This is a genomic window from Ensifer sp. R-19 (assembly GCF_049905105.1).
Classification (GTDB): domain Bacteria; phylum Pseudomonadota; class Alphaproteobacteria; order Rhizobiales; family Rhizobiaceae; genus Ensifer.
Genome location: NZ_CP184571.1, coordinates 694773 through 719606, shown reverse-complemented (window position 1 = coordinate 719606; position 24834 = coordinate 694773). Strand labels below are relative to the sequence as shown.

Sequence of the window (24834 nt, the reverse complement as noted above, 5' to 3'; positions counted from 1 at the left end):
GTGCGTTTCGGTTCTTCGGAGTGCGGCCGGCTAGACCGCCGCACCGGCAATCTGGGGCGCGTGCCCGTCATGGGCGGTCATGTAGCCGTCGATCTGGGCTTCGAGTTCTGCCATGGTCTCGCCTCCCGCCATCAGGTCGGTGATTTCCTCGCGCGTCTTCTCGCCCTTGCGGAAATCGGCGGCGATCGCGCCGCGGATCAGCACCGCGAAGTGGTCACCCACGGCCATCGCGTGCATGACCTGATGGGTGATGAAGACGACGGCGAGGCCCCGGCGTTTTGCCTCGTTGACGATCCTGAGCACATGGGTAGCCTGTTTCACCCCCAGGGCGGCGGTCGGCTCGTCGAGGATCAGGACCTTCGCGCCGAAATGGACGGCACGGGCAATGGCGAGCGATTGCCGCTCCCCGCCTGAAAGGCCACCGACCAGCCGGTCGCCGTCATCGATCCGGGTGATCCCGAAGTCCTGGATGGCATGGATGGCTATCTCGTTTGCCTTCTTCCGGTCGAATACCTTGAATGGCCCCCAGCCTCTGGTCGGCTCCACGCCGACGAAGAAGCTGCGACCGATGCTCATTAGCGGGAACGTGCCGCCGAACTGGTGAACCGTCGCGATGCCGCGGCTGCTGGCGTCGCGCGGGCCGTTGAACTCGACGGCCTTGCCGTCCATCTCCATCGTGCCGGATGTCGGGCGGTAGACGCCTGAAAGCGTCTTGATTAGCGTGGACTTGCCGGCGCCATTGTCGCCGAGCAGGCACAGCACTTCGCCAGGACAGATGTCGAGCGAGATGTCGTTGAGGACATCGATCGGACCGAAGGACTTGCAGATGTTTCTGAGCTTGAGGATGGGCGCGGACATGTCGGACCTCACTTCTTCTTCGGCGAGTAGGAGAGCGCCATGCTGCGGAAGGTGTTGTTCATCAGCACGGCCAGAAGCAGCATCACGCCGATGATGAGGCTCGACCAGTTGCGGTCGAAGGACGTGAAATAGATGCCTTGGTTGACGACGGCGAAGGTGATCGTGCCGAAGAAGATGCCGATGATGGAGCCGAAGCCACCGGTGAGCAGCACGCCGCCGACGACCACCGAAATGATCGAGTTGAAGATGAAGGACATGCCGGCCGAGACCTGAGCGGAATTGAAGAGTATCGCCTGGCACATGCCGACAAAGGCGGCGCTGGTGGACGACAACACGAAGAGTGCAATCGTCAGACGAGCCGTCGGGATGCCGGCATTGCGCGCGCTGATCTTGTCGCCGCCCATGGCGAAGATCCAGTTGCCCCAGGGCGAGTAGTGAACCACGTAGACATAGAGCGCCGTCAGTGCCAGCCACCAAAAGATGATCACCTGGAAGGTGTTGGCGACGAACTGGCCGAAGAGGTACTTCGCGAGCGCGGGCGCCTTGAGGGCGACACTGGTGGTTCCGGTGAGGAGAACGGACAGTCCAAGAACGAGGCCTGCAACCGCAAAGAGGGTTCCGAGCGTGACGATCAGCGACGGCACATTGGTGCGGACCACGAGGATCCCGTTCACCAGACCGACAAAGACGCCGAGAGCGAGCGAGGCAGCTATTCCGAGCCAGATCGGCAGCTCGTAGTAGCCTGAGATGATTGCGACCGTCATGGAGCCGGCTGGGATCATCGAGCCGATGGAAATGTCCAGTTCACCGGCGATCATCAGAAGACCGATCGGGAAGGCGACGATGCCAAGATTGGCCGCGACGTTCAGCCAGCTTGCCGCACCCGCCGGCTTCAGGAAATCGATGCTTCCAAAGACGAGGAAGAAGGCGAAGACGCCGAACAGGCCGAGAAAGGCGCCGGCTTCCGGTCTGCGGAAAAGTCCGCCGACGGAAAAGCCGGAGACGTTAGAAGATGTTGACGTTTGCCCCATGGCGAGTGGTTGGCTTGCGGTTTTCGAGCTCATGATGGTTCCCCTTCCCGGCTTTGCCGTGTTGTAACGGGCCCGCTCCCTGGAGGAGGTGCAGGGAGCGGCCAGCGAGCGCGCGGGTTTAGCGTGCGCCCTTGGAGACGCCGGAGAGCGTCGACTCGATGTTCGATGCATCGACGATGCCCGGACCGGTCAGCACCGGCTTGACCGGAAGATCCGTGCCGAAGTCGATGTGAGACGCGAGCAGCGAGACTGAGAGCAGTGACTGAAGATACGGCTGCTGGTCGACGGCAAAGAGCTGCGCGCTGTTTTTGATGCGGTCGAGGCCGGCCTCGTTGAAGTCGAATGAGCCAAGCTTGACGCTCTCGACCTTGCCGGCCTGCTGGATGCCGCTCGCCGCCGCGTCCGCGTCACCGGCACCAATGGTGATGACGCCGTCAATCGAACCGTCCTGCGTCAGCGTCGCCTTGACGGCTTCGGCAATGGCGGTGGGATCACCGAAACTCGTTGCTGGCAGCGGCAGCTGTTTGCCGGTCCCGCCCGCCTTGGTGATCCCATCGATCACGCCCTTGCAGCGGGCTTCCTGATTGGCGCTGCCCGGAAGCGTGTTGACGCAGAGCACGTTCTTCTGGCCGTTCTTGCCGAAGTATTCGCCACCCGCGATACCGGCGAGGTACTCGTCCGAACCAACATAGTTGATAGCGCCTAGCTCCTTCGCCTTGTCGAGCGAACCGGCATTCATGAGGATGATCTTGATGCCACTGTCGGCGGCGGCCTTGATCGCCTCGTCCTCTGCTTCCGGCACCCAGTTGGGAACGACGAGACCGGTGACGCCCTGGCTGATGGCTGTGCGCACCAGGCCTGCCGCATCCGGTCCGAGGTTGTCGTAAGTCTGGAGCTGCAGATAGGTGACCTTGCCGCCGTTGGTTTCGACCACGAAGCGGGCATCGTCGACCCCCTTCTTGATCTTGCTCCAGAAAGCATCGTCGGTCTTTCCGCCGACAACGGCGATGTCGGCGGCGAGCGCAACGCTTGCGGCGGTGAGACAGATCGCAACCGAGGTCGCGAAAGCTTTCGTCATGGTGGTCAGCATTGTCATCGGGTTTTCCTCCCTTGCGCCGGATGGCGGGTTAAAATGCTAGAAGTCTGGGTCACGGCGACCGTTCGGCCTTGGGAACCGCCTCCTCGCGGAGCCCAAGCCTTGGTGAACTCACGAGTTCGCGCGCGCCGTCTTGGCGTTCATGCGCTCCTTCTTCTTGGCGAAGCGCGCCTGCATCTGGACGTCGCCATCCTTGGTGCCGTCGTGCCAGGTGCCGCACCACTTATCGAGCGGGATGAGACCGTCCCCGCCATAGTTCACCTCGAAGTACTTGTGGTGCAGGTAGTGAGCGTAGGCATGGGTATCGAGCGGGGTCTCTTCCGTAACCTCGAGCTTGTCGAAACCGATGTGCCCGTTGACCGCTCCGAAGCCGGCGATATGAAGCTGGAACATCGCCACGATCGGATTGGAGGGGATCACCAGGTGCCAGAAGGCCACGGCATGGTAGAGGAAGCCCTCGACCGGATGCATGGAGAGCGAGGACCACGGCGAAGGGTTCACCGAATTGTGGTGGACGGAGTGGATCCAGCGATAGAGCGGGCCCCAGTGGATCAGCCGGTGGATAATGAAGAAATGCACCTCGTGGATCATGGGGGCTGCCGCAACGAGAAACGCGAGGTAGTACGGATTTTCTGACCAGCTCAGCCACGGCACCCAGCCGTTGGCAAAGACCCAGAGGAACAACACCTCGACCAGCGTCCACAGCGGTATCGAAAAAAAGAACGAGCGCAGGAAGTTGTCGATGTTCTGGCTCTTGAACCAGAAGACGTCCGACGGCTGCTCGCTTGGAAATTTCACATTGTATTTGAAGCGGTTGCCCTGTTTGCGCTTCACGTAGAAAAAGAGCTCGACCGAACCGTAGAAGACGAAGATCGCCGCCGCGTTCACCGCGTAGAGCCACAGCGCCCATTGCCAGTCCAGCGCCTTCATCACCTCGACATCCGGAACGACATAGAACCAGTAGAGGAGCGCCGTTGCCATGTGGAAGGCGTTCCACGGCCAGATATATTCAGGCAACCATCTGAGAACGGACGGAATCTTCGGGGGCCAGGCCCAGAACGGCGCAACCTCGATGCGCCCGTTGGGCGCCCAGTCGCCGCGCTTGTTACGGGTTCCGTAATTAAGATCATCCATCGTCATGCCTCCCGACAAGCGTCTTGCTGCTCGCAAGGAAGAAAAGGCATCGACGTTTACTCCGGGCACAGAGCTGCTCTCTTCGGGCGAAGGCCCAAAGCACAGAATCCCGCGATGTCGATTGCATTTCTCTCCCAGGCGTTTGGGCTTCTGTTTTCCCCACACGCCAATCTCTGAAACGAACAATGGCAACTTGACGGGTGTTAAATCAAGGCGCAATTGTCTCTCATTAGATGATCGTGTCATTCATCTCATTTCCTAGACGAAATGATACATTTTATATCACGGGGGCCAATGAAGAGACCGACGATCCGCGATCTCGCAGAAACGGCGGGCGTGTCGATTGCCACCGCGAACCGGGTTCTATCAGGCGCGGAAAATGTCCGGACGGCTACGCGGGAAAAGGTTCAGGCGGCCGCCGAGAGCATCGGCTTTTACGGCTTGGGTGCGATCCAGGCGCGCAATGCCGCCGCGCGCCCGAAGTACCGTTTTGGCGTGATCCTTCTTCAGCCGCATCGTCCCTTTTACCAACTCGTGGCACTCGCCTTGTCGCAAGCCGCAGCTGCAGTCGAGGCGGTCGAGGTCGAATTGAGGATCGAGCATCTCGAAGACCTGGCGCCGCAGAACACCGCGGAGCGTGCCTTGACACTCGCCAGCGAATGCGACGCGCTCTGCATCACCACCGCGGTGCATCCTGTCGTCACTCAAGCGCTTGAAGAAATCCAGGGCCGAGGGATACCGGTCTTTGCATTGATCTCGCAGCTCGCGGCAACTGGTCAGATCCATTACATCGGCCTCGACAACTGGAAAGTCGGCCGCACTGCGGCCTGGGCCTTCGACCACATCTGCAAGAAGCCCGGCAAGATTGGCCTGCTGATGGGCAATCCGCGCTACCGGAATCAGGAGATGAACGAAACCGGCTTCCGCTCGTATTTTAGGGAACACGCTCCCCAATTCCTGCTGCTTGAGCCGCTGTCGACCTTCGAATCCTCCGCGGTTGCGCAGGAAATGACTGAACGATTGTTGGACCAGCATCCCGATCTTGCCGGCCTCTACGTGGCGGGCGGCGGCATCAGCGGAGTGCTTGCCGCCCTTCGTACGACCGGACGGGCCGGCACTCTGGTTGTCGTCGGCTACGAACTCATGGACAACGTCAAGAGCGCCCTACTCGATGGTGCTCTGACGCTGTCGATTGCCCACCCCCTGGAACGTCTCGCCAACGAGGCGATCAAAGGCATGATCGCTGCCGTCGCGTCGGAGGGCGCGAAAGCGAGCTACACGAAAATTGTCCCTTTCGAGATGTACACGCGCGAGAACCTCTGAAAACGCACCATGCAAGCAATTGTCCTAGCGCGGTTCCTCACGACGCATTATCTGCCGTACTGAGATTAGAGCGTGCACTTCAGGACGCTGCCCAGATTTCGATGCGGACAAAGTGACCGAGAGCCTCGGAGGCCAACCACGAATCTGTCGCCTTGAGGGGAATCGAACCGGTGATCCATGCACTCCGAAAAGGAAGGCTATCTTTCACCCACCTTGAACCGGGCAGAGACGCAACGGATGTGCGATGCCCCGACACCGCAGCAGCCACCGATGATCGTCGCGCCGCTCTCTGCCCATTCACAGGCGAAGCTGGAGTAGCCGTCGACAGACAAGTCGTTGCGAACCGCATGAAGTGTCTCGTTTGCTGCGCCTTGCTCCTCAGTGGCGAGCGCATTGGCATAAACACCGATCTCGATGGTGCACCGTTCCTGCGCAAAAACGGAGGCCGCCTCTTCGACGGCGCGCCGCATGACTTCAGGACGGCTGCAATTGAAGAGCAGTGCTGCCGCACCAGATCCGGCGATCCAGCGCGCGGCCTCCTCCACGCTTTCGCCGGAGCGTAGCGCTGCCGGCCTGCGCTCGGCACCCGGCTCGTCATCGAGCGTGAATGATATCCAGAGCGGTCTGCTGGTGCCGGCCACCGCGATCCGCACCGCTTCGGCTTCAGTCACCAAGCTGAGTGTTTCCCCGAGCCAGACATCCACCGACGGCGAGAGTTCCTCAACCAGCGCGCCGAGGTAGTCGTGCACGCGGTCCGGCATGAAGCGCTGCGGCTCGTAGGAGCCAAAAATCGGCGGCAACGATCCGGCAACGAGCACTCTTCGGTCCACACTCGCGTCGGCCGCCTCACGCGCCAGACGTCCGGCAAGGGACATCAGCCTGCGGCCCTCTAGGCGGAACCGCTCCTCGCCAATGTGGAACGGTACCAGCGCGTAACTGTTGGTGGTGATGATGTCGGCGCCTGCGGCAATAAACTCCTCATGCACGCGCCGAACGATCGCCGGGGTCTCAATCAGCGCGAGTGCAGACCACTCCGGTTGCCTGAGGTGCGCACCGAGGCGGAGAAGCTCGCGGCTCATGCCGCCGTCGAGGATTCTTACGGATTTCATGGATTTCCTTCCCATCCCGGTCAGCGCTTGATCATCGAGGACAATGCGAATGCCGTCAGCGTGTCCCGAACACCGGGCAGGACGGACACTTCCTGCCAGATTTCACGGATGCGGTCCGTCGCACTCGCCTCGACCCGAACAACGAGGTCGAACTCGCCGCTGATGACGTCGCAGGAGACGACCTCCGGCAAGCGCTTGAGTGCCTGGATAACCTCACCACCGCGCATGCGGTCATGACGGTAGACAAACATCAGTGCGGTGACCCCCGCGGTGCGCGGCTTTCCCTCGCCTGCGACGATCGTGTACCCCAGGATGAGGCTATCTCGCTCCAGTCGCTCGATCCTTTGGCGCACGGCATTGCGCGAAAGGTTCACCTTCTCGGCCAACTCCGCATGGGGGATCCGGGCGTTGCGGGTCAACTCGGCGAGAATGCGCTCGTCCGCCCGATCGAGGATGCGCTTCATGACCGCATCTCCTCGACAACGACCTTCGCAGACCGGAAGGCGCATTGCGCGGCGTCTTCGAGTTCGGCAAACCTGCCACACTGCGCAAACGAGGTCGCCGCGGCCGCCATGGTGAAGCCCGGCAAGGCCTGTTGCTCTAGCTCGCTGAGGCTACGAACTTCTGTGTAGCCGGTCAGTAGCGCGCCGGCGAGCGTCCTGTCGAGCGCACCGTTTGCCTTCGCGGTCCAATGCAGCAGCACCTGGGCGAGTTCGGTGATCAGAACGTCGTCGCGCCGCAGTCGGAAATTGATGACACCACTCACCTCTCCGTCGAGAAAGAACACGTTGTCGCGATTGATAGCGCCGTGAACAGCTCCACTTGGCAACTCGTCCGACACTGCCTCCACTGCGCGCCTCAGCGTCTGGTGTATCCGCGCGACGCAGATACCCAGTGCGTGGCACTTGCCGGTGGTGATCTCACTTGGCCGCGCCCCGGGCACAAAACCAACAACCGCGACGAGCTTGCCCGACACGGTGATCGTTGCCGCACCCGCATCCGTGCGGAGGGTCGCGGGACAGGGAACGCCAGCGGCAGCAAGCGTCTCCATCGTACGGAACGCGCGCTCAAGATCAAACGGGTCGGCGAAGCTCTCGAACAGGGTAATGATGAACTCACCGCGCTCGGAACGGAAAAGGAAGGTGGTCTCCGCATCGCCATCGGCAATACCGATCACCGAGGTCAGGCGCCCAAGGCGATAGGCCATCGCGATCTGATTGCATTCGGCCTCCGATAGATCTGTAAAAACAGCCATTGTCCGTCCCTTCAGCTTTTGACGACACCAGCGCCGAAAATCGCGTCGATCTGGGCAGCACTCAGCCCGCTGTCGCGTTCGACCGCCTCGCGCAGCGGGATGCCTTCTGCGAGCGCCCGGCCGGCAAAGGCAGTGGCCTTTGCGTATCCGACGAAGGGATTGAGAGCGGCAGCAAGGACGAGGGACCCGTCGTAAAGCGCCTGACAACGTTTGGCATCCGCCTCTATCCCGTCGATGCACCGGGTACGAAGCGCGTCAAGGCCTCTCACCAAAAGCCGCAGCGACTGCAGGATGTTGAGCACGATGACCGGTTCCATTGCGTTAAGCTGAAGCTGGCCGGCGCTGGCAGCAAGTGTGACCGTCAGGTCGTTGCCGATCACCTGAAAACCAATCTGGTTTACCATTTCGGGGATCACCGGATTGACCTTGCCCGGCATGATTGAGGAGCCGGCCTGGAGGGCCGGGAGCAGAATCTCACCGAAACCGGCGCGCGGACCGCTCGACAGCAGGCGAAGGTCATTGCAGATCTTGGAGAGCTTCACCGCTGTGCGCTTCAGCGCCCCCGAAAGCGTCACGAACGCGCCCGTGTCGGATGTCGCCTCGACCAGATTTCGCGCTGGCCTCACCGCAATCCCGGACATCATGGAAAGGTGCGCGCAGATCGCCGCCGAGAACCCAGGCGGCGCGTTGACGCCGGTGCCAATCGCCGTGCCACCGAGATTGACCTCGCGCATCAATTCAGCTGTGCCCAGAAAATGCGCGACGTCCTCCTCCAGCGTCTCGGCAAAAGCTTCGAACTCCTGGCCGAGGAGCATCGGGACAGCATCCTGAAGCTGCGTCCTGCCCACCTTGACGATGCCTGCGAAGGTGTCGCCCTTCGACCGCAAGGCAGTGACCAAGGCCTGCAACGCCGCGACCAGCACTTCGCCTTCCCGCAACACGGTCAGCCGGATGGCGGTCGGGTAGACGTCGTTGGTCGATTGGCTCAGGTTCACGTGATCGTTCGGATTGACCACCTCGTAGCTGCCGACCGGCCGCCCCAGCGCCTCAAGCGCCAGATTGGCGATGACCTCGTTGACGTTCATGTTGGTCGAGGTCCCCGCCCCGCCCTGCATCATGTCGATAGGAAAATGCGGCGCAAGGATTTCCCCGGTGATCAGCCTGTCGCACGCCCGATCGATGGCCTGCGCGATCGCAGGATCGATAAGACCCAGCTCCCGATTGGTCGCCGCAGCGGCCTTCTTGACCATCGCCAGCGAGCGGATGAACTCGGGGAAATCCTGGAGCCGGATGCCGGAAACGTCGAAGTTCTCCGTTGCTCGGCGCGTATGGATGCCGATCATGGCATCAGCCGGCAGTTCCCGTCGGCCAAGATGATCGGTTTCGATGCGCATTTTTGTCATGGTCAGCCCTGCCTCACTCGGAAATGGCCTGCTCAAGGTCGTCGATTAGGTCGTCTGTCGCTTCGAGACCGACCGACAGGCGGAACACGCCGTCGCCAGCAAAGCGGCAATAGTCCTCGAGCTGTTCACCGGTAAGCTGGTAGGTGGACTTCATCATTTCATCCGTTTCGAGCAGCACGACGATCGAGCGCTGGTGGCCGAGCGAAAAGGCATAGTGGGCAATCTTGAGGCGCCCGGCGAGTTGCTGGGCCATCCTCCCCGGATCCTTCACTTGAAAGGTCACGATGCCGCCGAACACGTCCATCTGGCGCTTCGCCAGCTCATGTTGCGGATGGGAGGCAAGCCCCGGATAAGTCACGGCCACGACCGAAGGATGGTCTTGGAGAAAGGCCGCGATCTTTGAAGCGGACTCGGAGATCGTCCGAATGCGGGGAAACAGTGTGTCGATGCCGCGCAAAATGAGCCAGGCGTTCATCGCAGGCATCGATGCGCCAAGGTAAACGCCGGCGCGCGAGCGAATTTTCTCCACCAGTTCCTTACGGCCGCAGACAACGCCCCCCAGGGCATCGCCATGGCCGTTGATGAATTTCGTGAGAGAATGGATGACCAGGTCAACCCCCAGCAGCAGCGGCTGCGTGGCGACGGGGGTCGCAAGCGTTGAATCGACCGACATCAGTGCGCCATGCTTTCTGGCGAGTGCGGCAATAGCCCCGAGATCGGTCAGGCGCAGGATCGGATTGCACGGACTTTCGCAATGGACGAGCTTCGTGTTGGGGCGGAAGGCGGCCGCCACATCTTGAGGACGTGCCATGTTCACCGGCGTGACCTCGATGCCGTAATCCGGCAGGATGCGCCGTGCAAGTTCGTTGGCGCCTGCATAGCAGACGTCGCTGAGGATCAAGTGGTCACCCTTTTTCAGGAAACTGAGAAACGTGGCGCCGATGGCTGCCACGCCCGTTGCCGTCGCAACCGCGTCGTCGGCCCCTTCCAAGGCGGCGAGCCGCTTTTCAAGCTGGCGAACCGTCGGGTTGGTCCAGCGCGCGTAAAGAAATGGCAGAGCCGTCAGATCATCGACGCCATCTGCGGAAAAGGCTCCGTTGCCCGGTTCAAGCAGGTTGTTGACAGACATGGAGATGTTTGGGGCGATCGCCTTGGTCGACGGATCGATGACAAGCCCGGCGCTCAGCGCCAGCGTGTCGCGGCTGAGATCTGCCCTTGCGCCAGGCGCCCTCATGCTGGGCCCGTGCGTTGGCAGGTCTGAAAGTTTCGAGATAGTCATCGCGTCCTCCTGCGATTTGGGTCCCGGAGGTTTCCAGGAAATGGCCTTACGGGCGGCGCCATCGATCCTTTGAACATCGGATTTGGAGTGCGCTCCGAGCTTCAACGCCGTATCGGCACCTGCATTTCGACGACCCGAAAGGCGCGCGTGATGAGGATGGTGAGGCAGACGTAGAAGAGCGTGACGACGACAAGCGGCTCGTAGACCAGGAGCGTGTCCTGCCTGATCTTGTAGGCGACGGCGTAGAGATCCATCACCGTGACGGTGAAGGCGAGCGGCGTCGCCTTGAGTTGCAGAACCACCTCACCAGTGATTGTTGGGAGCGCGATACGGATCGCCCTCGGCAGCCATATGCGTCGCAACAATGTCCATCGGCCCATGCCAAAGGCCTGTCCGGCTTCCAGCTCGCCCTTCGGGACTGCGAGCAGCGCACCACGCAGCACCTCAGCCTCGTAAGCTGCATAGTTCAGCGTGAAGCTCACCGCCGCGAAGAAGAACCCCTCGCGCACGATCGGCCAAAGGAAGCTCGAGCGCAGCCCCGGGATCATCGGGAGCAGCGACCCGATACCGTAGTAGAGCAGCCACAATTGAATGAGCAGTGGCGTGCCTCGTAAACACGTGCAGTAGCTTTTGGCTACCCAGCGCAGCCAGTGCGGACCGCTCACCTGCGCGAACGCAAGGCCGATCGCCAAGACGAAGCCGAAGCCGACGGAGATCACGAGCAGCAACACGGTCTGTGTGGCGCCGGCTACGATCAGCGGCCAGTAGTTGGAAACCCATGAGAAATCCATAGTCCGTCCCTTCAGGCTGCTTTTGGCTGACCGCGCCGGAAATAGCTTTCCAGACTGCTGAACATGACGTTGGAGACGAGCGTGATTGCCAGGTAGATCAAGGCTGCGGCGAAGAAGAACAGGAAGTAATGTTTGGTGTTGCCTGCGGCCAGGCGCGTGGCAAGCGCCAGCTCCTGATAACCGACCACGGCGATCAGGGCGCTATCTTTGGTGACCGACATCCATAGATTGGCCAGTCCCGGTAGAGCGTTCGGCATCAACGCCGGCAGAACTATCCTGCGGAACCGCAGCCAAGGTCGCATGCCGAAGGCATTGGCAGCTTCGATCTGGCCGGTCGGCACAGCGAGGATCGCGCCGCGCAATACCTCGGTCATATACGCGCCCTGAACGATCCCGAGCACGACAACGGCGGCGAAGAAGCCGTTGATCTCGATCGGCGGCAAAGCGAATGAGGACAGCAGTCTGTTGATGCCGTCGGTTCCGGCGTAGTAGAGGCCAATGATGAGGATCAGTTCCGGAATGGCACGAACGGCCGTCGTATAGAAATCAAGCACGGCGGACACCGGGCGGCTGCCCTTGAGTTTTCCTGCCGCACCCACAAACCCGATCATGATGCCGAGCACGTACGCGCCAAGCGAAATCAGGATAGTCGAGGCCGCGCCTTGAAGCAGCACCCCGCCCCATCCTGGCGGATAGGGAGAAAGCAGTTCCAGAATGGATGGACTTGTCGGCATAGGAAATGGTTCCTCGGCGTCCGAGTCGCTGCGGCTCGCACACTGTTCTTTTTGAGGGAGTATTGTCCGGAGTGAGCTGAAGGGGCGCCACGTCGACGCCCCTCCGCTTCAATCATTCGCCGTAGGGATCGAAGTCGAAATACTTCTTGGAGATTGCGGCATATGTACCGTTGGCTCGAACGGCGGCGATTGCAGCGTTCAGCTTCGCGAGCAGCTCGGCATCGTCCTTTCGCAAGCCACCACCAATACCCTGCCCAAGGACCTGCGGATCGTCCTTCACGTTGCCCTTGTCCTCGCAGCAATCCTTGCCGAAGTCCGACTGCAGGAAGGTCATCAGCGGAATGGAATCGCCGAAGACGTAGTCCACACGACCGACAGCGAGATCCTGGAACGCCTCGTCGAGCGTGGCATAGGTCTTCTCGGACGCCACGCTCGCATAGTGCTTCTTGTAGTATTCCGTCTGGATCGTGGACACCTGGATGCCGACGGTCTTGCCGGCGATGTCGTCGACGCTGGTGCCGCCCCTGCCGTCCTGCGCGCCGATCAATTTGCTCGGTGTATTGTAATACTTGTTGGTGAAGGCGATCGTCTTGCTGCGTTCATCGGTAATCGACATGGACGACCAGATGACGTCGAACTTTCGCGACTGAAGACCGGGGATCAGTCCGTCCCACGACATGTCCACGACCGAGCACGTTTCCTTCATTTCGGCGCAGACGGCATCCATCAGTTCGATTTCCCAGCCCACCCATTTGCCGGTCGCGTCCTTTGTAAAGAACGGCGGGTAAGCTTCGTTCATGATGCCAAATCGCACGTCGGCGGCTGCGCTGCCGGCAGAGGCGATAAGGATCGTGCCGGCGACAAGGAAGGATGCGGTCTTCATGTAGGTTCCCTTTCTCTCTTATGATTGGCGGTCGCGCACGTTCAGTGGCGGGACGAGCTTGTGAACTCGCGGCATCGGGCGCTGGCCGGAGCGCCGAAAATCTGTTCCGGTCGGCCCTCTTCCTCGACGCGGCCCTGGTGCAGAAACATCACGTGGCTGGAGACGTCTCGGGCAAACTTCATCTCGTGGGTTACGAGCAGCATCGTCCGGCCTTCTTCGGCGAGGTCGCGAATGACCTTCAGCACTTCGCCGACGAGTTCCGGATCGAGTGCGGATGTCGGCTCGTCAAACAGCATCACCGACGGATCGACACACAGCGCCCTTGCAATCGAGGCGCGTTGCTGCTGGCCACCCGACATGAAAGCCGGATAGACATTGCGCTTCTCGTAGAGGCCGACCTTCTGCAGGAGTGCTTCAGCCTTCTCGACTGCCTCCTTGCGCCCCATGCCGAGGACATGAACGGGCGCTTCGATGACATTTTCCAGCACTGTCATGTGCGCCCAGAGATTGAAGCTTTGGAAAACCATGCCGAGGCCGGTGCGTAGACGCTCCACCTGACGCCGGTTGGCGGGATGGGCGCGACCGTCCGATCCCGTCTTCATTAGAACCTCTTCGCCGTTGATAACGAAGCGGCCCCGATCGGGGATCTCAAGAAAGTTTATGCAGCGCAGGAAGGTGCTCTTGCCGGATCCAGACGAGCCGATCAGGGAGATAACATCGCCCTTCCTTGCAGCAAGCGAGATGCCCTTGAGCACCTCGTGCGTGCCATAGCTCTTGTATACGTCGTCGACGCGCAGCGCGCAGGAGATGTCCGTTTTCATGCGTTCCCCCACTTTTCGTGGCTTGTTGCGGTGCAGTTTAGCGATCGCGTGCGCGGCTTTGCCGCGCAGTTAGCTGTGTATGAAGCGCATTTCCGCAGATTTTGGCGATGGCTAGCGTTTTCTCCGCATCAATTCCGATTGATGCAGATCACCTTCGGCTGAGTCATGTCTTCGTATGCGAAGCGCACGCCTTCGCGCCCCATGCTGCCATGCTTGAAGCCGCCAAACGGCATGGCGTCGAAGCGATAGTCCGAGGAATCGTTGATCATGACGCCGCCGGCCTCGATGCCGGCGGCGGCCTCTAGTGCATCTGCCAGGCTGCTGGTAAAGATGCCGGCGTGCAGGCTATAGTCTGGTTCATTCGCCATGCTGATTGCCTCCGCCAGCGTATCAAAGCGCTCGAGTATCACCACCGGTGCGAATGCCTCTTCCCGCCAAAGGGGGTTGTCGTGCGCCACGGCTTCAAGCACCGTCGGATGGTAAAGCGCACCCTCGCGCCGGTGGCCGCACAGGAGCGTCGCGCCAGCATCGAGCGCGTGCTGGACCGCCGCTTCCGCCCGTTCGGCCGCAGCCGCCGAAATCATTGGGCCGACATCCGTCTCCTCACGGTCCGGGTCCCCGCAGCGAAGCCCGGCCACACCCATTATGAAGGCCTCGCGGAAACGATCATAACAGGCGGTCTGTACGAGGATGCGTTGCGTGCCGATACAGTTCTGGCCGGCCGCCCAGAAAGCGCCCGAGATGCAGCCCTCCACCGCCTTGTCGAGCGTGCTGTCTGCCATGACGATGACCGGAGCGTTGCCACCGAGATCCATTGCGAGCTTCTTCAGTCCGGCGGAGCGAGTGATCGCCTCGCCGGTCGCAAAACCGCCGGTAAAGGAAACCATCCGCACATCCCTTGCCGACACGATGGCGCGCCCGAGATCCGCACCGCCAATGGCAACAGTGACGATCCCGGCCGGCAAGCCTGCTTCAGCCAGCGCATCGACCAGCTTGAGCGCCGAAAACGGTGTCAGCTCCGAGGGCTTCAACACGACGGCATTGCCACCGGCGATAGCCGGACCAAGCTTGTGGGCGACCAAGTTCAGCGGATCATTGTAGGGCGTGATGGCTGCGATGACACCGAGCGGTTCGCGCGTGAACCATCCCTGGCGCGCCTCCGAACCGGCATAGGCGTCGAAAGGAACGATCTCGCCGGCGTTTCGCCTCGCCTCTTCTGCAGAGAGCTTCAACGTGTTCACGCAGCGCAACGTCTCCTTGCGCGCCTGAACGATGGTTTTGCCGGCTTCGCAAACGATGGTGCGTGCGAAATCCTCACGCCGCCCCTCAATGAGCCGTGCCGCCTTTTCCAGAATGGCGGCGCGGTGGTGCCGGGGCAGCGCCCGCGCTTGCGCGGCCCCGCGTCTCGCGCGGGCCAGGAGCGAACCGACATCGTCCGGGCTGCTGGCCACAACGGTTCCGACAATCGCGCCGTCAAAAGGATTGAGAACGGTGATCTCCTCCGCACTCGATGCGATCTGAAGCTTCGGGCTGACCATCAAGCGGCCTCCTTCGCCAGGCTGCCGCGTGACCCGCGGTGGATGGCAATGATGTCGGAGAGGAGGGCATAGGCGGTTTCGACGCGGCCAGCGCCCGGTCCGGTAACCGTCACGGCGCCGAGGAGGTCCGTAGTGAAGGAAACGGCGTTGGTGGCGCCGTTCACCGCGCAGAGCGGATGGTCGAGGTCCAGTCGGCGCGGTGCCACGGACGCCTCGATTTCCCCATCCTTTCGGCGAGCCGCCGAGCCGATCAGTTTCCAGCGGCATCCGTCCTTGGCTGCAGCCTGGATGTCGGCCGCGGTGAGCGATGAAATCCCCCGGCACGAGACGTCGGAAGGCTTGAGCGCGGCGCCCAGCAGTTCATTTGCCAAGATGACCACCTTTAGTCGGACGTCGTATCCTTCGACATCTGCGGTCGGGTCTGCCTCGGCGTATCCGAGCGCCTGCGCCTCTTGCACTGCCTGCGCGAAGCCGAGCCCGGCCTCCATGCGACCGAGGACGAAGTTCGACGTACCGTTCAGAACGCCTTGAAAAGCGCTCAGTCCGGCGCCGGAAAGCGTATTCTTGGCTAGGCGGATGACGGGCGTGCCGCTCATCACCGCCCCTTCGTATTCAAAGTGAACGTTGTTGCGGCGGGCAAGGGCCACAAGCTCGCGAGCGGCGAGCGCCACCGGGCCTTTATTAGTGGTCACGACATGTTTGCCGCTCTCGAGCGCCCAGCGGCAGTGGGAAACGGCCGGTTCGCCATTTTGAGGATTGGTGAAGGTGGCTTCAGCGACGATTCCGGCGGGGGCCTGCCGGATGACCTTCTCATTGTCAGCCTCGGCCGATCCGCCGGAAAGGCGGGCAAAGCCCCCCTTTTCGAATTTTGTTTCGACGAGCGTGCGCGGATCGATGCCGTTTTGCGAAATGACCGAACCGAGGTTGAGGTCTGTAACCGCAACGATGTTCAGTCGAAAACCGAGCTCCGACTGCCAGAGGTCGTTTCGCTCGGCCACAAGCTGGGCAAGGGCGCGATTGACCCCGCCGAAACCAATAAGAGCTATGTTGTACTGTACCATGTCGGTTCCTCATCATGGGCGATGGGGGAGAGCATGACGACCGGGACCGGCAGAAGGAAGATTGCGAAACGGCCAAACAATAGGCCGCAATGCAACGCAGCAGTGACAAATGCGCAGAATCCACGCAAACCGAGCGGCAACGAGAAGGCCTCAAGCCGGCAGAAATCGGCACCTTCGTCGCACGCCCCCGTGCATAATGTCCGCCAGGCACTTGAGCAGAGATGACACCATGGATTTGATCGACGACTTTGACCGCAAGATCTTGAGCATCATTCAAGTCGATTGTCAGATGAAAGCCGAAGCAATCGGCGACATCGTCGGCCTTTCGGCCTCCGCCGTGCAGCGTCGCCTAAAGCGGATGCGCGACACCGGCATCATTACCGCAGAGATTGCGATCGTCGATCGCAAGGTGGTCGGGAACCCAATGACGTTCATTGCCGGAATGGAAATCGAACGCGAAAACTACGACGCCCTATCAAAATTTCGAGTGTGGTTGGCGAAGCAAGAGCACATTCAGCAGGTCTATTATGTGACCGGCGCAGTCGACCTTATCGCCATAATCACTGCGCGCGACGTAGGCCAGTACGACGAGATTACGGCCAACCTGATGTCCGAAAACCCTCAGATCAAGCGCATTCACACCAATGTCGTCTTGAAGGATATCAAGACCGGCATGTACGTCCCGATTGCGGATTAACTCGGGGGCGCGAGCATGGCCTGAAGTGTTCTCACATTGGGCCGCTTTCAGCACGCTGGGTATTTGCCTGTCGCCTCTTTTCTACCAGGAAAGCGACGAACGCACGGACCTTAGCAGCGTAACGGGTGCGCAGGTAGAGGTCGAACCCATCGAACTGCGGACACGAAGGCCCCAACACGCGGACCAATGCGCCGCGGGGTCAGGTCGCATCAGCATCGGAAATAACGCTTGCAGAAATAGCAAGCACCACTATATTTGCTAGCATGAACAGCAAGCAGAAAAAGACCCTCGCGGCGGTATTCAGAGATCCGGTCTCAGGAACCGTTGATTGGGCCGCTATAGAAAGCCTGCTTGTAGCTGCCGGCGCGAACGTCATCGAAGGAAACGGGTCGCGCGTTAAGTTCGAAAAGGACGGCATTATCGCGAGCTTCCATCGTCCTCATCCAGACAAGGAGGCAAAGCGTTATCAGGTTCGCGATGCTCGCGAGTTCCTGATGCAGATTGGAGTAGAACCATGAACACTATGACTTACAACGGCTATCACGCTCGCATTGAATTCGATGCGGAGGACGAACTGTTCTTCGGTAAGATTGCAGGCATTTCTGACGTAGTCGGGTTTCACGGGGACAGCGTTGGTGAACTGAAGAAGGCGTTCCATGAGGCTGTCGATGATTACCTCGAGGCCTGCAAGAGCATCGGCAAAGAGCCTCAGAGGCCCTATTCAGGCAAGATGATGTTTCGTGTTGCTCCTGAAGTGCACCGCCGAGCTGCCCTGGCTGCAGAACTTTCGGGAAAGAGTCTCAATCAGTGGGCCGAGGAGGCATTGGAAGAAGCCGCGGCGCACTTCGCTGAGGCTCGTCTTTCGGCGTAGCGCCCCATTGGACGCAGATGGCCACAGACTCATTTCCGGCCATTCGCTTCCTCGCAGGGCTGGCATTCCAGTCGATACATTATGCGATCCTGGACGCACAACCGGAAACAAACTCGGCACATGAACCCGATGACGTTGCGCAGCTTGTTTCTTGACAGCGTTGGCGCGGCAAGCGGCCGTTCAAGGTCACGTGGCTTCGTCAGTATTCCTTCCAGATTTGCTCGACTTTATGTTGTGGCGGCCGTCACCGTAACTCGGCATGGTTGCGCCTTCGTTCTGGTCTCTGACTATCTTTGTCCCCATAATTTTAGGGTTCCTCATTGACTGACGTTGAAAAGCAACCAGCGTCCATGGAATTCGCGGCCCATTTGCGTGGACAAGCGACCAATGCTTTTCGCGGAGTGATTGAACCTGCACTACATCTGTTCGCCTTTAACGACTTCTTAGCTCGGACAATATTATCTATCCCTAATGTAGAAATGAAGGGATCGGGGAAGATGCTGAGCAATCTGAAGACCGGGTTTGTTCGCTTCCTGAAGGACGAAAACGGCAATTTCGCCGTCATGACAGCTCTGGCGCTTATACCGCTGCTTACCGGCGCTTCCATCGCCATCAATCTCGCCCGGATCAATCTCGAGGCCGCCAAGATGCAGGACGGACTCGATGCGGCCGCCTTTTCCGCGGTCAAGTCCTATGGCGACGACGGTGATGAAGCCACGGCGAAGGACCTGGCGAACAAGACCTTCTTCGCCAATTTCGGCACGCCTGAAATCGTCGACGAGCTCGGTTCGGAGAGTTCGGCGCCTGTGGCCTCCAACGCAGTCAACCTTGCGTTCGGCTCCCTCGGTGTAGAGACGACGGCGACAGCGACCTATCAGCACAAATACCCGCCGCTTTTCTTCGGTCTTCGACCCTATACGATTGATCGCGTCAGCGTCGCCGCCCGCATGCCGGGGCGCGAAGCCTGCATGCTGGCACTGAGTTCGACCGCAACCCGAGCTTTCGAGGTTAGCGGCAGCGCCACGGTCGATACGTCCGGCTGTACCATCACCTCGAATTCGACCGATCCGCAGTCGATTTATCTCAGCGGTTCGGCCACGCTCAAGACCGAGTGTCTTTATACGGCCGGCAAGGTCTCGGCGACGCTTGCCCATCTCACGCTTGCCTGTCCCAAGGCGGTGGAAGAGGTAGCCCCGATCCGAGACCCGTTCCTGTCGAAGAAAATGCCGACGACAGGGAGCTGGGTGAGCCTCGCGGGATGCGGCCAGAACTTCGTCGGCGGCGGTAGCGGCAATGGCGACTGCAACGGTACGAGCAAGACGCCGAACAACCCGCCCGCCGGCTATACCGTCGAACTGAAGCCCGGTACCTATGGTGGCCTGGAAATCAAGGGCAAGGTTCTTTTGCGGCCGGGTTCCTACATCATCGATGGCAACCCGCTCAAGTTCGCCAGCCAGTCGGTGATCACCGCTGAGGGCGTCACCTTCTTCTTGATGAATGGCGCCCAACTCGACATTCACGGCGGTTCGACCTTCAAGGTGACACCTTCGCTTACGGGCGACTGGGCGGGTTTCTCGATCGTGGCCGCCAGGAACAATACGGCGACGGCGACGATCAACGGCAACAGCGCCTCATCGCTTGCGGGCATCATCTACATGCCGGCATCGAAAGAGATCCAGTATGCCGGCAGCGGCTCTGCGAGCGGCGAATGCGTGCGCATCGTCGCGCAGGAGATCACCATGATCGGCAACAGCAGCTTCAAGCTGGATTGCAAGGCGACGCTTGCCGACAACACCATCAACAATCCGGGGGCAATCCGTCTGCTCAGATAACAAGAACCTGATAGATGGGCGATACGGGAGACACTCTCCGAAATTTATGTCGCGCCTGGTCCCGACTTTCGTGATGCCGGAAGTTCGAAAGATTGTGCTGTTTCCGGGCCGCACCTTCTTACTGGAATGCGCTCCTGCGTAACAGCACGCACGCTCGGGGGCGGGTTGGAAAGACGTGGCTGCCCCCGTCGCCCGGATATCTTGTAGTGCGGTGCCGGCGGCAACGTTGACGACAACAACGGTCGGCCATTGTCTTACCGGGTCGACGGATGCCCGTCATGGAAGCCCCAGGGTCAGTCAAAAGGTTCAGCTCACATCCTGCTCATGGTGATAGTTCCTGAGCAGCCGCTGCCCGCCCCGGTTCCCTTAAACCTGCCCTTCCCTTTGTCCCCCTTTATCATCCCGGTGAGAATGTTGCCGCCTTTCCTGCCCTTATGAACGAATGTGTGGCTAATACTGACAGATCCGTTGCTGGCGATTTTTCCCGAGAAACCAGAGGCGGACGAAACTGCACCGTTTCTTACGAGAACGGACGTCGAGAGTTCGCGCCAATCGCCGCAGTCCGTCGTTGCATGCCTTGTTATCTTCCACATGCCATCGAACACACTTAAGCCCGCTGCCACGCAACGGTTGTCGCGGACCTCCATTCCGCTGCCACAGACAAGCGGGCAGACACGACCACCCGCCGCTTTCAGACCGTTCAAAAGCTCCTCGGTCGGTGTGAGCGATGCAAGCTTGAGCCCGCTCCGTTCTGCATAGGCTTGCAGCGCCTTCCGACTGCCGTTACCCCATTTGCCGTCGACCTGCTCCAGGCATCCAACACGCACCAGTTCCCGTTGGGTGGCCAGCCTGAGTTCGCCGGCATCCATTTGGCCGGTCGCAGCACCTGCTTCCGGTGAGCCTGATGTGGTTTGCTCGATTGTCGCAAGTTCAGGTGGTATGCCCGTGACTTGAGGTAGGGCGGCACGGTTGCGGTCAGTCTGTCCCAATCCGGCTGTCTGCCCTTCCGTTTCGCGCGCTTCGATCGCCGCGATCTTCAACTTCGCAAGCGTGACGAAGGCGCCGCTTGGGTATTGCTGAAGGTACGCTTCGAAAAAGTTCTTTTGGGTCGCATCCTTGATGGAATTCCAATACGCGAGCTCCACGCTTCTGTCCGTGTCCGATGTGACCGCCGGGCTTGTTGCCACCTCGGGAACTTTCGACGGATTGAGAACAACCGGGCCTGTCAGCGAGGAGCTGTCCCAGGGAATCTGCTTGCCCTCGGTGACCTGCAACACGGCGCGACGCACCGCAATCAGGTCATCCGTGATGCTCTGCCCGGGAGTGCCGAGGTGTTCCAGTAAAGCCGTCGTGAACGGGGAGTTCCGCCCAACGCCGTCAAGGGCAACATTTCCAGGCTGTGTAGCGAACGCAATGAGGGATCCCACCCCAGTGTCGAGTTTCGCCAAACCTCTCCCGACCACCATAGATCGCGTTCCGAGAGACCGGGCCAACGTGGCGGCGAGCGGATTGTCGCGGCAAGCGTCGAGGAACACCAGATTGACCCTGGCATTGCGCTCCATCGCGGAAAGCACGAGCTCGATCGGCAGCGCCTCAAAATCCAGATCATTGTTTGATTTAAGCTGCGCGTCGATCGGGATGATGTAGTTGCCGCCGTTTACCTGAAGCCCGTGACCGGCATAGAAAAAAAGCGCTACGTCTGCGCCTTCGACCTTGCCCACGAAATCTCGGATCGCCCGCCGCATGCCCGTCAGCTCGAGGTCCCGGCCGGTCACCACCACGAAGCCCAGTCCTGTCAATTTCGACGCCATGTCGCGGGCATCATTCTGCGGGTTTGCGAGTTGTGGCGCGTGTTGATAGGCCGAGTTCCCAATGACCAGCGCGACACGCTTTTCGGCCCACGCGTGAGAGCTTAGAAAAAGGAGCAAGAGCACGACAGCGGCACGAATGTAATGCATGAAAGCCAGCCCCACCAACTATGCTTCCAGGCCGAACCGAGCGTTTGACAGGCACACAACGGAACTGTCGCTGTCACTTCATCGAAGCAGCCCCAAGGACCGTGACGAAAAGATCAAGAATGATCCTGCCCGTGCATGTAGTCAATCGGGGTCGAAGAGCATCTGAAGCATTGGGAACGACAGTATTGCTGGCGCTTAAGTGAGCCAATTCTTGTCGGACTGGTGGGGCCTGCAGCTCAATGGTTAGAGCCGTCTGCTTATAACCGACTGGTTGCAGGTTCGAGTCCTGCCGGGCCCACCACACCATACTGGTCGTTAAATGGCACGAGGCAAACCAGCAGGAGCGGTCGACGGCTTGGCCATGTGGCCGCGTGTGCCTGCCCTTTGTTGCCGCGCTTCGATTACACTTCATCCGCACCACGACTGCTTAAAGCCTACCCAACGGTGCGCCAGCCCTTCGTCGACCAGCTGGGCGCCAAGCGACTGCCCGCCGCGGTAGACTTCGCGCAGTTTTCGGCCGTACTTGTCCTCGTCGCGCAGACCCGCTTTCAGGCAGAAGGCACCGGCATTCAAAAGAGATTGCAGGCGGTTCTTCGCTTGCTCGCCGAGCTCCTTCTCCCCCGCGCAACGCGGCTCGCCGATCTCGGGCGTGTCGATGTCTGCGATGCGGTACTTGATGCCGTCAAGCCAGAATGTATCACCATCCACGACGCACGTTGTCCGAGCGCCCGATCCGCATATGGGGAAGGATGCGGAAATGATGTCTTCTGGCGGCACGGTTGCCCATCCGTAGGCGACACCTATCACGATGCCAGCGAGAGGCATGACCGGCGGCATGTCTTTTGGGAGGGAGCTCCTTGCTTAACCGCTGCGCTGAACGGCGGTTCAAGTCGCATCAAGAGCGAGTTAGTGTCGGCTGGCCTAAGGCCGCATTCGCGCGCGGATGGTGGTTTCTGAAGGCTTGATGTTTCTTATGGAAGTTCGATCTCGCCAGTCACCTCGTGGCTGAGGTCGGTACCTTCCGCCGTCAGCGTCATGCGGACCTTCAGCTTTTGGCCGCCGGCCTGCCCTTCGCGCACCGTCTCCTCGATCTTGCGCTGCGAGGTGATGCCGACTTCCTTCAGGAACTTGCGGATTGACATGTTGAAGGCGTCTTCGCTCATGGCAGAACTCCAATGTGTCCAGAAGGGATTGTAAGGGAAGGCGGGTGGTCAAGGAAGCAGGACGGTGAGGCGTAAGCGTTGGGGATGGCCGTTCATCGGCGCGGCGCCGCTTCCCGCTCCGCCCAGCAGAGTTGCGCCGGGAGGACCGTTGCGGCTGGGTGCCACTTTGACGAAATAGGCCCGGAATTGCTTCCTGCGGACGGCGATCAGATCAGAGCCGACCAATGTCAGCAAATGTTCGCGACGTCCGCGTCATTGTCGCCGAGCAGCAGGTTGCGCTGATCGATCCCGTCCGACGGCCGGTCGTCCGGCACGTTGCCGCCCGCGAGCTTCGCGAATGTCGGGAAGACGTCCATGATCGAGAACATCGCGTGGGAGAGTTGTGGCTTAATCCGTTGCGGCCGGCGGATCACGGCGGCCCATTGACGTAGAGAAAATACGTGTCTTTGGGCGCGCCCGGTGGACGCGGTAGCGAACGGGTCCCCGCAAGTTCGAGCGGCAAATCGGACAGGATGATGGCATGTGGCGAAAGGACCGCCGGGAGGCATCGGCTCAGCTTGGCGCTTGTCGCAATATTGTTCGCTTCGACATACGAACCCATATCCGCATGTGCCAGGATGACCTGTCCGCCAAAGCGGGTGGCTCCGGAAGCAAGCGTGTCCTCGATGTCGCCGAGCAGCAAATAATTCTGTGGCGGCGTGCAGTCGGCGAAACAGTCGATCTCGCGATCCAGCACATAGATCTCGCGCTCCGGGAGGTGGATGCGCAGGTGGTCGTAGGTGCGACCGTGACCCAGGCCCATCTCGAACACAATGCCCGGCCGGCCGGCTATTTCTCGGAAGGCCCATTCGAGGCAGATGCGCTGGGCCTCGAGGCGGAAGAGCAATTTTTCGAGCCGGGAGTCTTTACGTCTCCGTTCAGCACGCGGTTCGTTCAATCTGGTGTCCGTCGGCATAATTTTCGTCCTTGGCGCGGTTGCTATTATTCGTCAGGTGGCAGGTCGGTTGGCATCGGCTACGACAGATCAAACCCGGTACTCCGACGGCCAGTTCTTCCGCGCCAGCGACCGGGCCGCTAGATCTAGGCGGAGCGACATCAACCCGCATTATGGCAGGGAGCAGGGATCGAAATTCTACTTCGCGAACATTGGGAAAGACTGATACGACCCTTGGCATCGCAGGCACCTATTTCAATTCCGCAGCCTCTCCGGCCCTTGCTCTGATCAATTCCGCCCAACCATCTCGCCGCCGCGAGAAAAAGGTCTGGATCGGGCTTGGCATATTTCACCATGTCCCGCGTGATGACAGGGAATGAGGAGGCATCTACTGGAGCGTCGCAATGCTCATCGACGCCGTCCATATTTTTCGCGGCGTGGTCGTCGCGCTGTTCCCCTTTCAGTTTGAACCGTGGACATTCCACGAGATGAATGCCATTTCCAACATGTGACCGCAGGCGGAATTTCGAGGGCGTCGGCCTCATGACTCCGCCTTGTCCTCGTCTGTACGCTCCTGCCTTGCCTGCAGTCGGTCGAACCTCCCGAAGTCGGTCATGATGCTGACCAGCACGCTCCCCGTCCAACCAAAGGTGAACAGGCCGGACATTGCTATAATCGGGCCGAGCAGCCGCCATCTGTCTGGAAGAGTGACGCTGCCCTCGCCGAGCGTGGTGTAGCTCTCCAGGACGTAGTAGTAGCTGTCCCGCATCGAAGGGATGATCTCCTTCACATAGAGGGGAACCGCCCATATCAGTGTCTCTGCAAAATGCAGGAGCGCTAGAGCGGCGATTGTCGCCGCCAGCATGATGTTGAGCCGCCAATGCGGCGTGGCGCTGGTTACGTGCACCCAAGATTCGTTGAACTGCCGACTGATAGACCGGATCCCGGCGCCGTGCACGAAGATGACGACGATCAAAAACAAGGTGCCGACGAATATTTCCAGAACGGGCTTTGGCGTAGAGATGACTTCCACTCGTTGCATCCTTGATGTTTGCCATCCGTA

At 60.3% G+C, this 24834-nt stretch carries 26 protein-coding genes, 1 tRNA gene and 1 pseudogene; 6 read left to right on the top strand and 22 right to left on the bottom strand.

Going from position 1 to position 24834, the window contains the following annotated elements; genetic code table 11:
* Window positions 1-30 precede the first annotated feature (30 nt).
* The 4 genes from ACN9MO_RS34070 to ACN9MO_RS34055 form a co-directional block, all read right to left on the bottom strand.
* Complete coding sequence (locus ACN9MO_RS34070) at window positions 31-858, bottom strand: ATP-binding cassette domain-containing protein (protein WP_057248389.1); 828 nt, start codon at window positions 856-858, stop codon at window positions 31-33.
* A gap of 8 nt (window positions 859-866) precedes the next feature.
* On the bottom strand, window positions 867-1889 hold the full coding sequence (locus ACN9MO_RS34065) for an ABC transporter permease (protein ID WP_057248390.1): 1023 nt from the start codon (window positions 1887-1889) through the stop codon (window positions 867-869).
* A 118-nt stretch (window positions 1890-2007) separates the two neighbouring features.
* Window positions 2008-2979, bottom strand: coding sequence for a substrate-binding domain-containing protein (locus tag ACN9MO_RS34060; protein ID WP_057248472.1), 972 nt, complete (start codon window positions 2977-2979; stop codon window positions 2008-2010).
* A 117-nt stretch (window positions 2980-3096) separates the two neighbouring features.
* A complete protein-coding gene (locus ACN9MO_RS34055) occupies window positions 3097-4119 on the bottom strand; it encodes a sterol desaturase family protein (RefSeq protein WP_057248391.1) in 1023 nt (340 codons plus the stop codon).
* A 294-nt stretch (window positions 4120-4413) separates the two neighbouring features.
* Between ACN9MO_RS34055 and ACN9MO_RS34050 the strand changes: the two genes are divergently transcribed.
* On the top strand, window positions 4414-5442 hold the full coding sequence (locus ACN9MO_RS34050) for a LacI family DNA-binding transcriptional regulator (RefSeq protein WP_425988836.1): 1029 nt from the start codon (window positions 4414-4416) through the stop codon (window positions 5440-5442).
* A 197-nt stretch (window positions 5443-5639) separates the two neighbouring features.
* Here the strand turns inward: ACN9MO_RS34050 and ACN9MO_RS34045 are convergent, their stop codons facing one another.
* From ACN9MO_RS34045 to ACN9MO_RS33995, 11 genes are all read right to left on the bottom strand, one after another.
* A complete protein-coding gene (locus ACN9MO_RS34045) occupies window positions 5640-6551 on the bottom strand; it encodes a homocysteine S-methyltransferase family protein (protein WP_425988833.1) in 912 nt (303 codons plus the stop codon).
* Between the two features lie 20 nt (window positions 6552-6571).
* Entirely contained in the window at window positions 6572-7015 is a 444-nt protein-coding gene (locus ACN9MO_RS34040) for an Lrp/AsnC family transcriptional regulator (protein WP_057248394.1), read from the bottom strand.
* Window positions 7012-7758 carry a phosphotransferase gene (locus ACN9MO_RS34035; RefSeq protein ID WP_425988830.1) on the bottom strand — a complete coding sequence of 249 codons (747 nt, stop codon included), beginning with the start codon at window positions 7756-7758 and terminating at the stop codon, window positions 7012-7014. Before ACN9MO_RS34035 ends, ACN9MO_RS34040 begins: the two co-directional genes overlap by 4 nt.
* 59 nt (window positions 7759-7817) lie before the next feature.
* Complete coding sequence (locus tag ACN9MO_RS34030; RefSeq protein WP_425988827.1) at window positions 7818-9209, bottom strand: aspartate ammonia-lyase; 1392 nt, start codon at window positions 9207-9209, stop codon at window positions 7818-7820.
* Window positions 9210-9222: 13 nt separating this feature from the next.
* Window positions 9223-10443: a trans-sulfuration enzyme family protein gene (locus ACN9MO_RS34025; RefSeq protein ID WP_425989400.1), complete on the bottom strand. Its 1221-nt coding sequence runs from the start codon at window positions 10441-10443 to the stop codon at window positions 9223-9225.
* Between the two features lie 146 nt (window positions 10444-10589).
* On the bottom strand, window positions 10590-11279 hold the full coding sequence (locus tag ACN9MO_RS34020; RefSeq protein ID WP_425988824.1) for an ABC transporter permease: 690 nt from the start codon (window positions 11277-11279) through the stop codon (window positions 10590-10592).
* An 11-nt stretch (window positions 11280-11290) separates the two neighbouring features.
* Entirely contained in the window at window positions 11291-12013 is a 723-nt protein-coding gene (locus ACN9MO_RS34015) for an ABC transporter permease (protein WP_425988821.1), read from the bottom strand.
* Window positions 12014-12125: 112 nt separating this feature from the next.
* A complete protein-coding gene (locus ACN9MO_RS34010) occupies window positions 12126-12896 on the bottom strand; it encodes a transporter substrate-binding domain-containing protein (RefSeq protein ID WP_057248400.1) in 771 nt (256 codons plus the stop codon).
* 41 nt (window positions 12897-12937) lie between these two features.
* A complete protein-coding gene (locus ACN9MO_RS34005) occupies window positions 12938-13717 on the bottom strand; it encodes an ABC transporter ATP-binding protein (protein WP_112996366.1) in 780 nt (259 codons plus the stop codon).
* Between the two features lie 128 nt (window positions 13718-13845).
* The gene (locus ACN9MO_RS34000; RefSeq protein WP_425988819.1) at window positions 13846-15255 is read right to left on the bottom strand and encodes an aldehyde dehydrogenase family protein; all 1410 of its coding nucleotides are present in this window, start codon (window positions 15253-15255) and stop codon (window positions 13846-13848) included.
* Window positions 15255-16316: a homoserine dehydrogenase gene (locus tag ACN9MO_RS33995; protein ID WP_425988817.1), complete on the bottom strand. Its 1062-nt coding sequence runs from the start codon at window positions 16314-16316 to the stop codon at window positions 15255-15257. Before ACN9MO_RS33995 ends, ACN9MO_RS34000 begins: the two co-directional genes overlap by 1 nt.
* 229 nt (window positions 16317-16545) lie before the next feature.
* On the opposite strand from ACN9MO_RS33995, the gene ACN9MO_RS33990 reads away from it, so the two are divergent.
* The 4 genes from ACN9MO_RS33990 to ACN9MO_RS33975 all read left to right on the top strand — a co-directional run bounded on the left by ACN9MO_RS33990 (window position 16546) and on the right by ACN9MO_RS33975 (window position 19716).
* Entirely contained in the window at window positions 16546-17013 is a 468-nt protein-coding gene (locus ACN9MO_RS33990) for an Lrp/AsnC family transcriptional regulator (RefSeq protein WP_057248404.1), read from the top strand.
* A 263-nt stretch (window positions 17014-17276) separates the two neighbouring features.
* Entirely contained in the window at window positions 17277-17531 is a 255-nt protein-coding gene (locus ACN9MO_RS33985) for a type II toxin-antitoxin system HicA family toxin (protein ID WP_425988815.1), read from the top strand.
* Complete coding sequence (locus tag ACN9MO_RS33980) at window positions 17528-17884, top strand: type II toxin-antitoxin system HicB family antitoxin (RefSeq protein WP_057248406.1); 357 nt, start codon at window positions 17528-17530, stop codon at window positions 17882-17884. Before ACN9MO_RS33985 ends, ACN9MO_RS33980 begins: the two co-directional genes overlap by 4 nt.
* A gap of 497 nt (window positions 17885-18381) precedes the next feature.
* A complete protein-coding gene (locus ACN9MO_RS33975) occupies window positions 18382-19716 on the top strand; it encodes a TadE/TadG family type IV pilus assembly protein (RefSeq protein WP_425988812.1) in 1335 nt (444 codons plus the stop codon).
* 311 nt (window positions 19717-20027) lie between these two features.
* Here the strand turns inward: ACN9MO_RS33975 and ACN9MO_RS33970 are convergent, their stop codons facing one another.
* On the bottom strand, window positions 20028-21674 hold the full coding sequence (locus tag ACN9MO_RS33970; RefSeq protein ID WP_425988810.1) for a caspase family protein: 1647 nt from the start codon (window positions 21672-21674) through the stop codon (window positions 20028-20030).
* A gap of 225 nt (window positions 21675-21899) precedes the next feature.
* On the opposite strand from ACN9MO_RS33970, the gene ACN9MO_RS33965 reads away from it, so the two are divergent.
* Window positions 21900-21975, top strand: a tRNA-Ile gene (locus ACN9MO_RS33965).
* Between the two features lie 107 nt (window positions 21976-22082).
* On the opposite strand, the gene ACN9MO_RS33960 is transcribed toward ACN9MO_RS33965, so the two are convergent.
* From ACN9MO_RS33960 to ACN9MO_RS33935, 6 genes and pseudogenes are all read right to left on the bottom strand, one after another.
* The gene (locus tag ACN9MO_RS33960; protein WP_244495533.1) at window positions 22083-22499 is read right to left on the bottom strand and encodes a thermonuclease family protein; all 417 of its coding nucleotides are present in this window, start codon (window positions 22497-22499) and stop codon (window positions 22083-22085) included.
* A gap of 146 nt (window positions 22500-22645) precedes the next feature.
* Entirely contained in the window at window positions 22646-22837 is a 192-nt protein-coding gene (locus ACN9MO_RS33955; protein WP_057248410.1) for a DUF6494 family protein, read from the bottom strand.
* A 227-nt stretch (window positions 22838-23064) separates the two neighbouring features.
* The gene (locus ACN9MO_RS33950) at window positions 23065-23193 is read right to left on the bottom strand and encodes a hypothetical protein (protein ID WP_255571387.1); all 129 of its coding nucleotides are present in this window, start codon (window positions 23191-23193) and stop codon (window positions 23065-23067) included.
* Between the two features lie 53 nt (window positions 23194-23246).
* The gene (locus ACN9MO_RS33945; RefSeq protein ID WP_162733700.1) at window positions 23247-23792 is read right to left on the bottom strand and encodes a class I SAM-dependent methyltransferase; all 546 of its coding nucleotides are present in this window, start codon (window positions 23790-23792) and stop codon (window positions 23247-23249) included.
* Window positions 23793-24070: 278 nt separating this feature from the next.
* A pseudogene (locus tag ACN9MO_RS33940) lies at window positions 24071-24145 on the bottom strand (HAD family hydrolase); the annotation flags it as partial.
* Window positions 24146-24312: 167 nt separating this feature from the next.
* Entirely contained in the window at window positions 24313-24753 is a 441-nt protein-coding gene (locus ACN9MO_RS33935) for an ion channel (RefSeq protein ID WP_246806013.1), read from the bottom strand.
* Between the last annotated feature and the right edge of the window lie 81 nt (window positions 24754-24834).

Bases quoted from the DNA above. Each gene is read 5' to 3' on its own strand.
- ACN9MO_RS34030 (WP_425988827.1), bottom strand. From the start codon at position 9,209: ATGACAAAAATGCGCATCGAAACCGATCATCTTGGCCGACGGGAACTG.
- ACN9MO_RS33955 (WP_057248410.1), bottom strand. From the start codon at position 22,837: ATGAGCGAAGACGCCTTCAACATGTCAATCCGCAAGTTCCTGAAGGAA.
- ACN9MO_RS34005 (WP_112996366.1), bottom strand. From the start codon at position 13,717: ATGAAAACGGACATCTCCTGCGCGCTGCGCGTCGACGACGTATACAAG.
- ACN9MO_RS34015 (WP_425988821.1), bottom strand. From the start codon at position 12,013: ATGCCGACAAGTCCATCCATTCTGGAACTGCTTTCTCCCTATCCGCCA.
- ACN9MO_RS34040 (WP_057248394.1), bottom strand. From the start codon at position 7,015: ATGAAGCGCATCCTCGATCGGGCGGACGAGCGCATTCTCGCCGAGTTG.
- ACN9MO_RS34060 (WP_057248472.1), bottom strand. From the start codon at position 2,979: ATGCTGACCACCATGACGAAAGCTTTCGCGACCTCGGTTGCGATCTGT.
- ACN9MO_RS34035 (WP_425988830.1), bottom strand. From the start codon at position 7,758: ATGGCCTATCGCCTTGGGCGCCTGACCTCGGTGATCGGTATTGCCGAT.
- ACN9MO_RS33985 (WP_425988815.1), top strand. From the start codon at position 17,277: ATGAACAGCAAGCAGAAAAAGACCCTCGCGGCGGTATTCAGAGATCCG.
- ACN9MO_RS33950 (WP_255571387.1), bottom strand. From the start codon at position 23,193: ATGGACGTCTTCCCGACATTCGCGAAGCTCGCGGGCGGCAACGTGCCG.
- ACN9MO_RS34010 (WP_057248400.1), bottom strand. From the start codon at position 12,896: ATGAAGACCGCATCCTTCCTTGTCGCCGGCACGATCCTTATCGCCTCT.
- ACN9MO_RS34000 (WP_425988819.1), bottom strand. From the start codon at position 15,255: ATGGTCAGCCCGAAGCTTCAGATCGCATCGAGTGCGGAGGAGATCACC.
- ACN9MO_RS34065 (WP_057248390.1), bottom strand. From the start codon at position 1,889: ATGGGGCAAACGTCAACATCTTCTAACGTCTCCGGCTTTTCCGTCGGC.
- ACN9MO_RS33960 (WP_244495533.1), bottom strand. From the start codon at position 22,499: ATGCCTCTCGCTGGCATCGTGATAGGTGTCGCCTACGGATGGGCAACC.
- ACN9MO_RS34045 (WP_425988833.1), bottom strand. From the start codon at position 6,551: ATGAAATCCGTAAGAATCCTCGACGGCGGCATGAGCCGCGAGCTTCTC.
- ACN9MO_RS33975 (WP_425988812.1), top strand. From the start codon at position 18,382: ATGCTGAGCAATCTGAAGACCGGGTTTGTTCGCTTCCTGAAGGACGAA.
- ACN9MO_RS34025 (WP_425989400.1), bottom strand. From the start codon at position 10,443: ATGAGGGCGCCTGGCGCAAGGGCAGATCTCAGCCGCGACACGCTGGCG.
- ACN9MO_RS34020 (WP_425988824.1), bottom strand. From the start codon at position 11,279: ATGGATTTCTCATGGGTTTCCAACTACTGGCCGCTGATCGTAGCCGGC.
- ACN9MO_RS33990 (WP_057248404.1), top strand. From the start codon at position 16,546: ATGGATTTGATCGACGACTTTGACCGCAAGATCTTGAGCATCATTCAA.
- ACN9MO_RS34070 (WP_057248389.1), bottom strand. From the start codon at position 858: ATGTCCGCGCCCATCCTCAAGCTCAGAAACATCTGCAAGTCCTTCGGT.
- ACN9MO_RS33995 (WP_425988817.1), bottom strand. From the start codon at position 16,316: ATGGTACAGTACAACATAGCTCTTATTGGTTTCGGCGGGGTCAATCGC.
- ACN9MO_RS33970 (WP_425988810.1), bottom strand. From the start codon at position 21,674: ATGCATTACATTCGTGCCGCTGTCGTGCTCTTGCTCCTTTTTCTAAGC.
- ACN9MO_RS33980 (WP_057248406.1), top strand. From the start codon at position 17,528: ATGAACACTATGACTTACAACGGCTATCACGCTCGCATTGAATTCGAT.
- ACN9MO_RS34050 (WP_425988836.1), top strand. From the start codon at position 4,414: ATGAAGAGACCGACGATCCGCGATCTCGCAGAAACGGCGGGCGTGTCG.
- ACN9MO_RS34055 (WP_057248391.1), bottom strand. From the start codon at position 4,119: ATGGATGATCTTAATTACGGAACCCGTAACAAGCGCGGCGACTGGGCG.
- ACN9MO_RS33945 (WP_162733700.1), bottom strand. From the start codon at position 23,792: ATGCCGACGGACACCAGATTGAACGAACCGCGTGCTGAACGGAGACGT.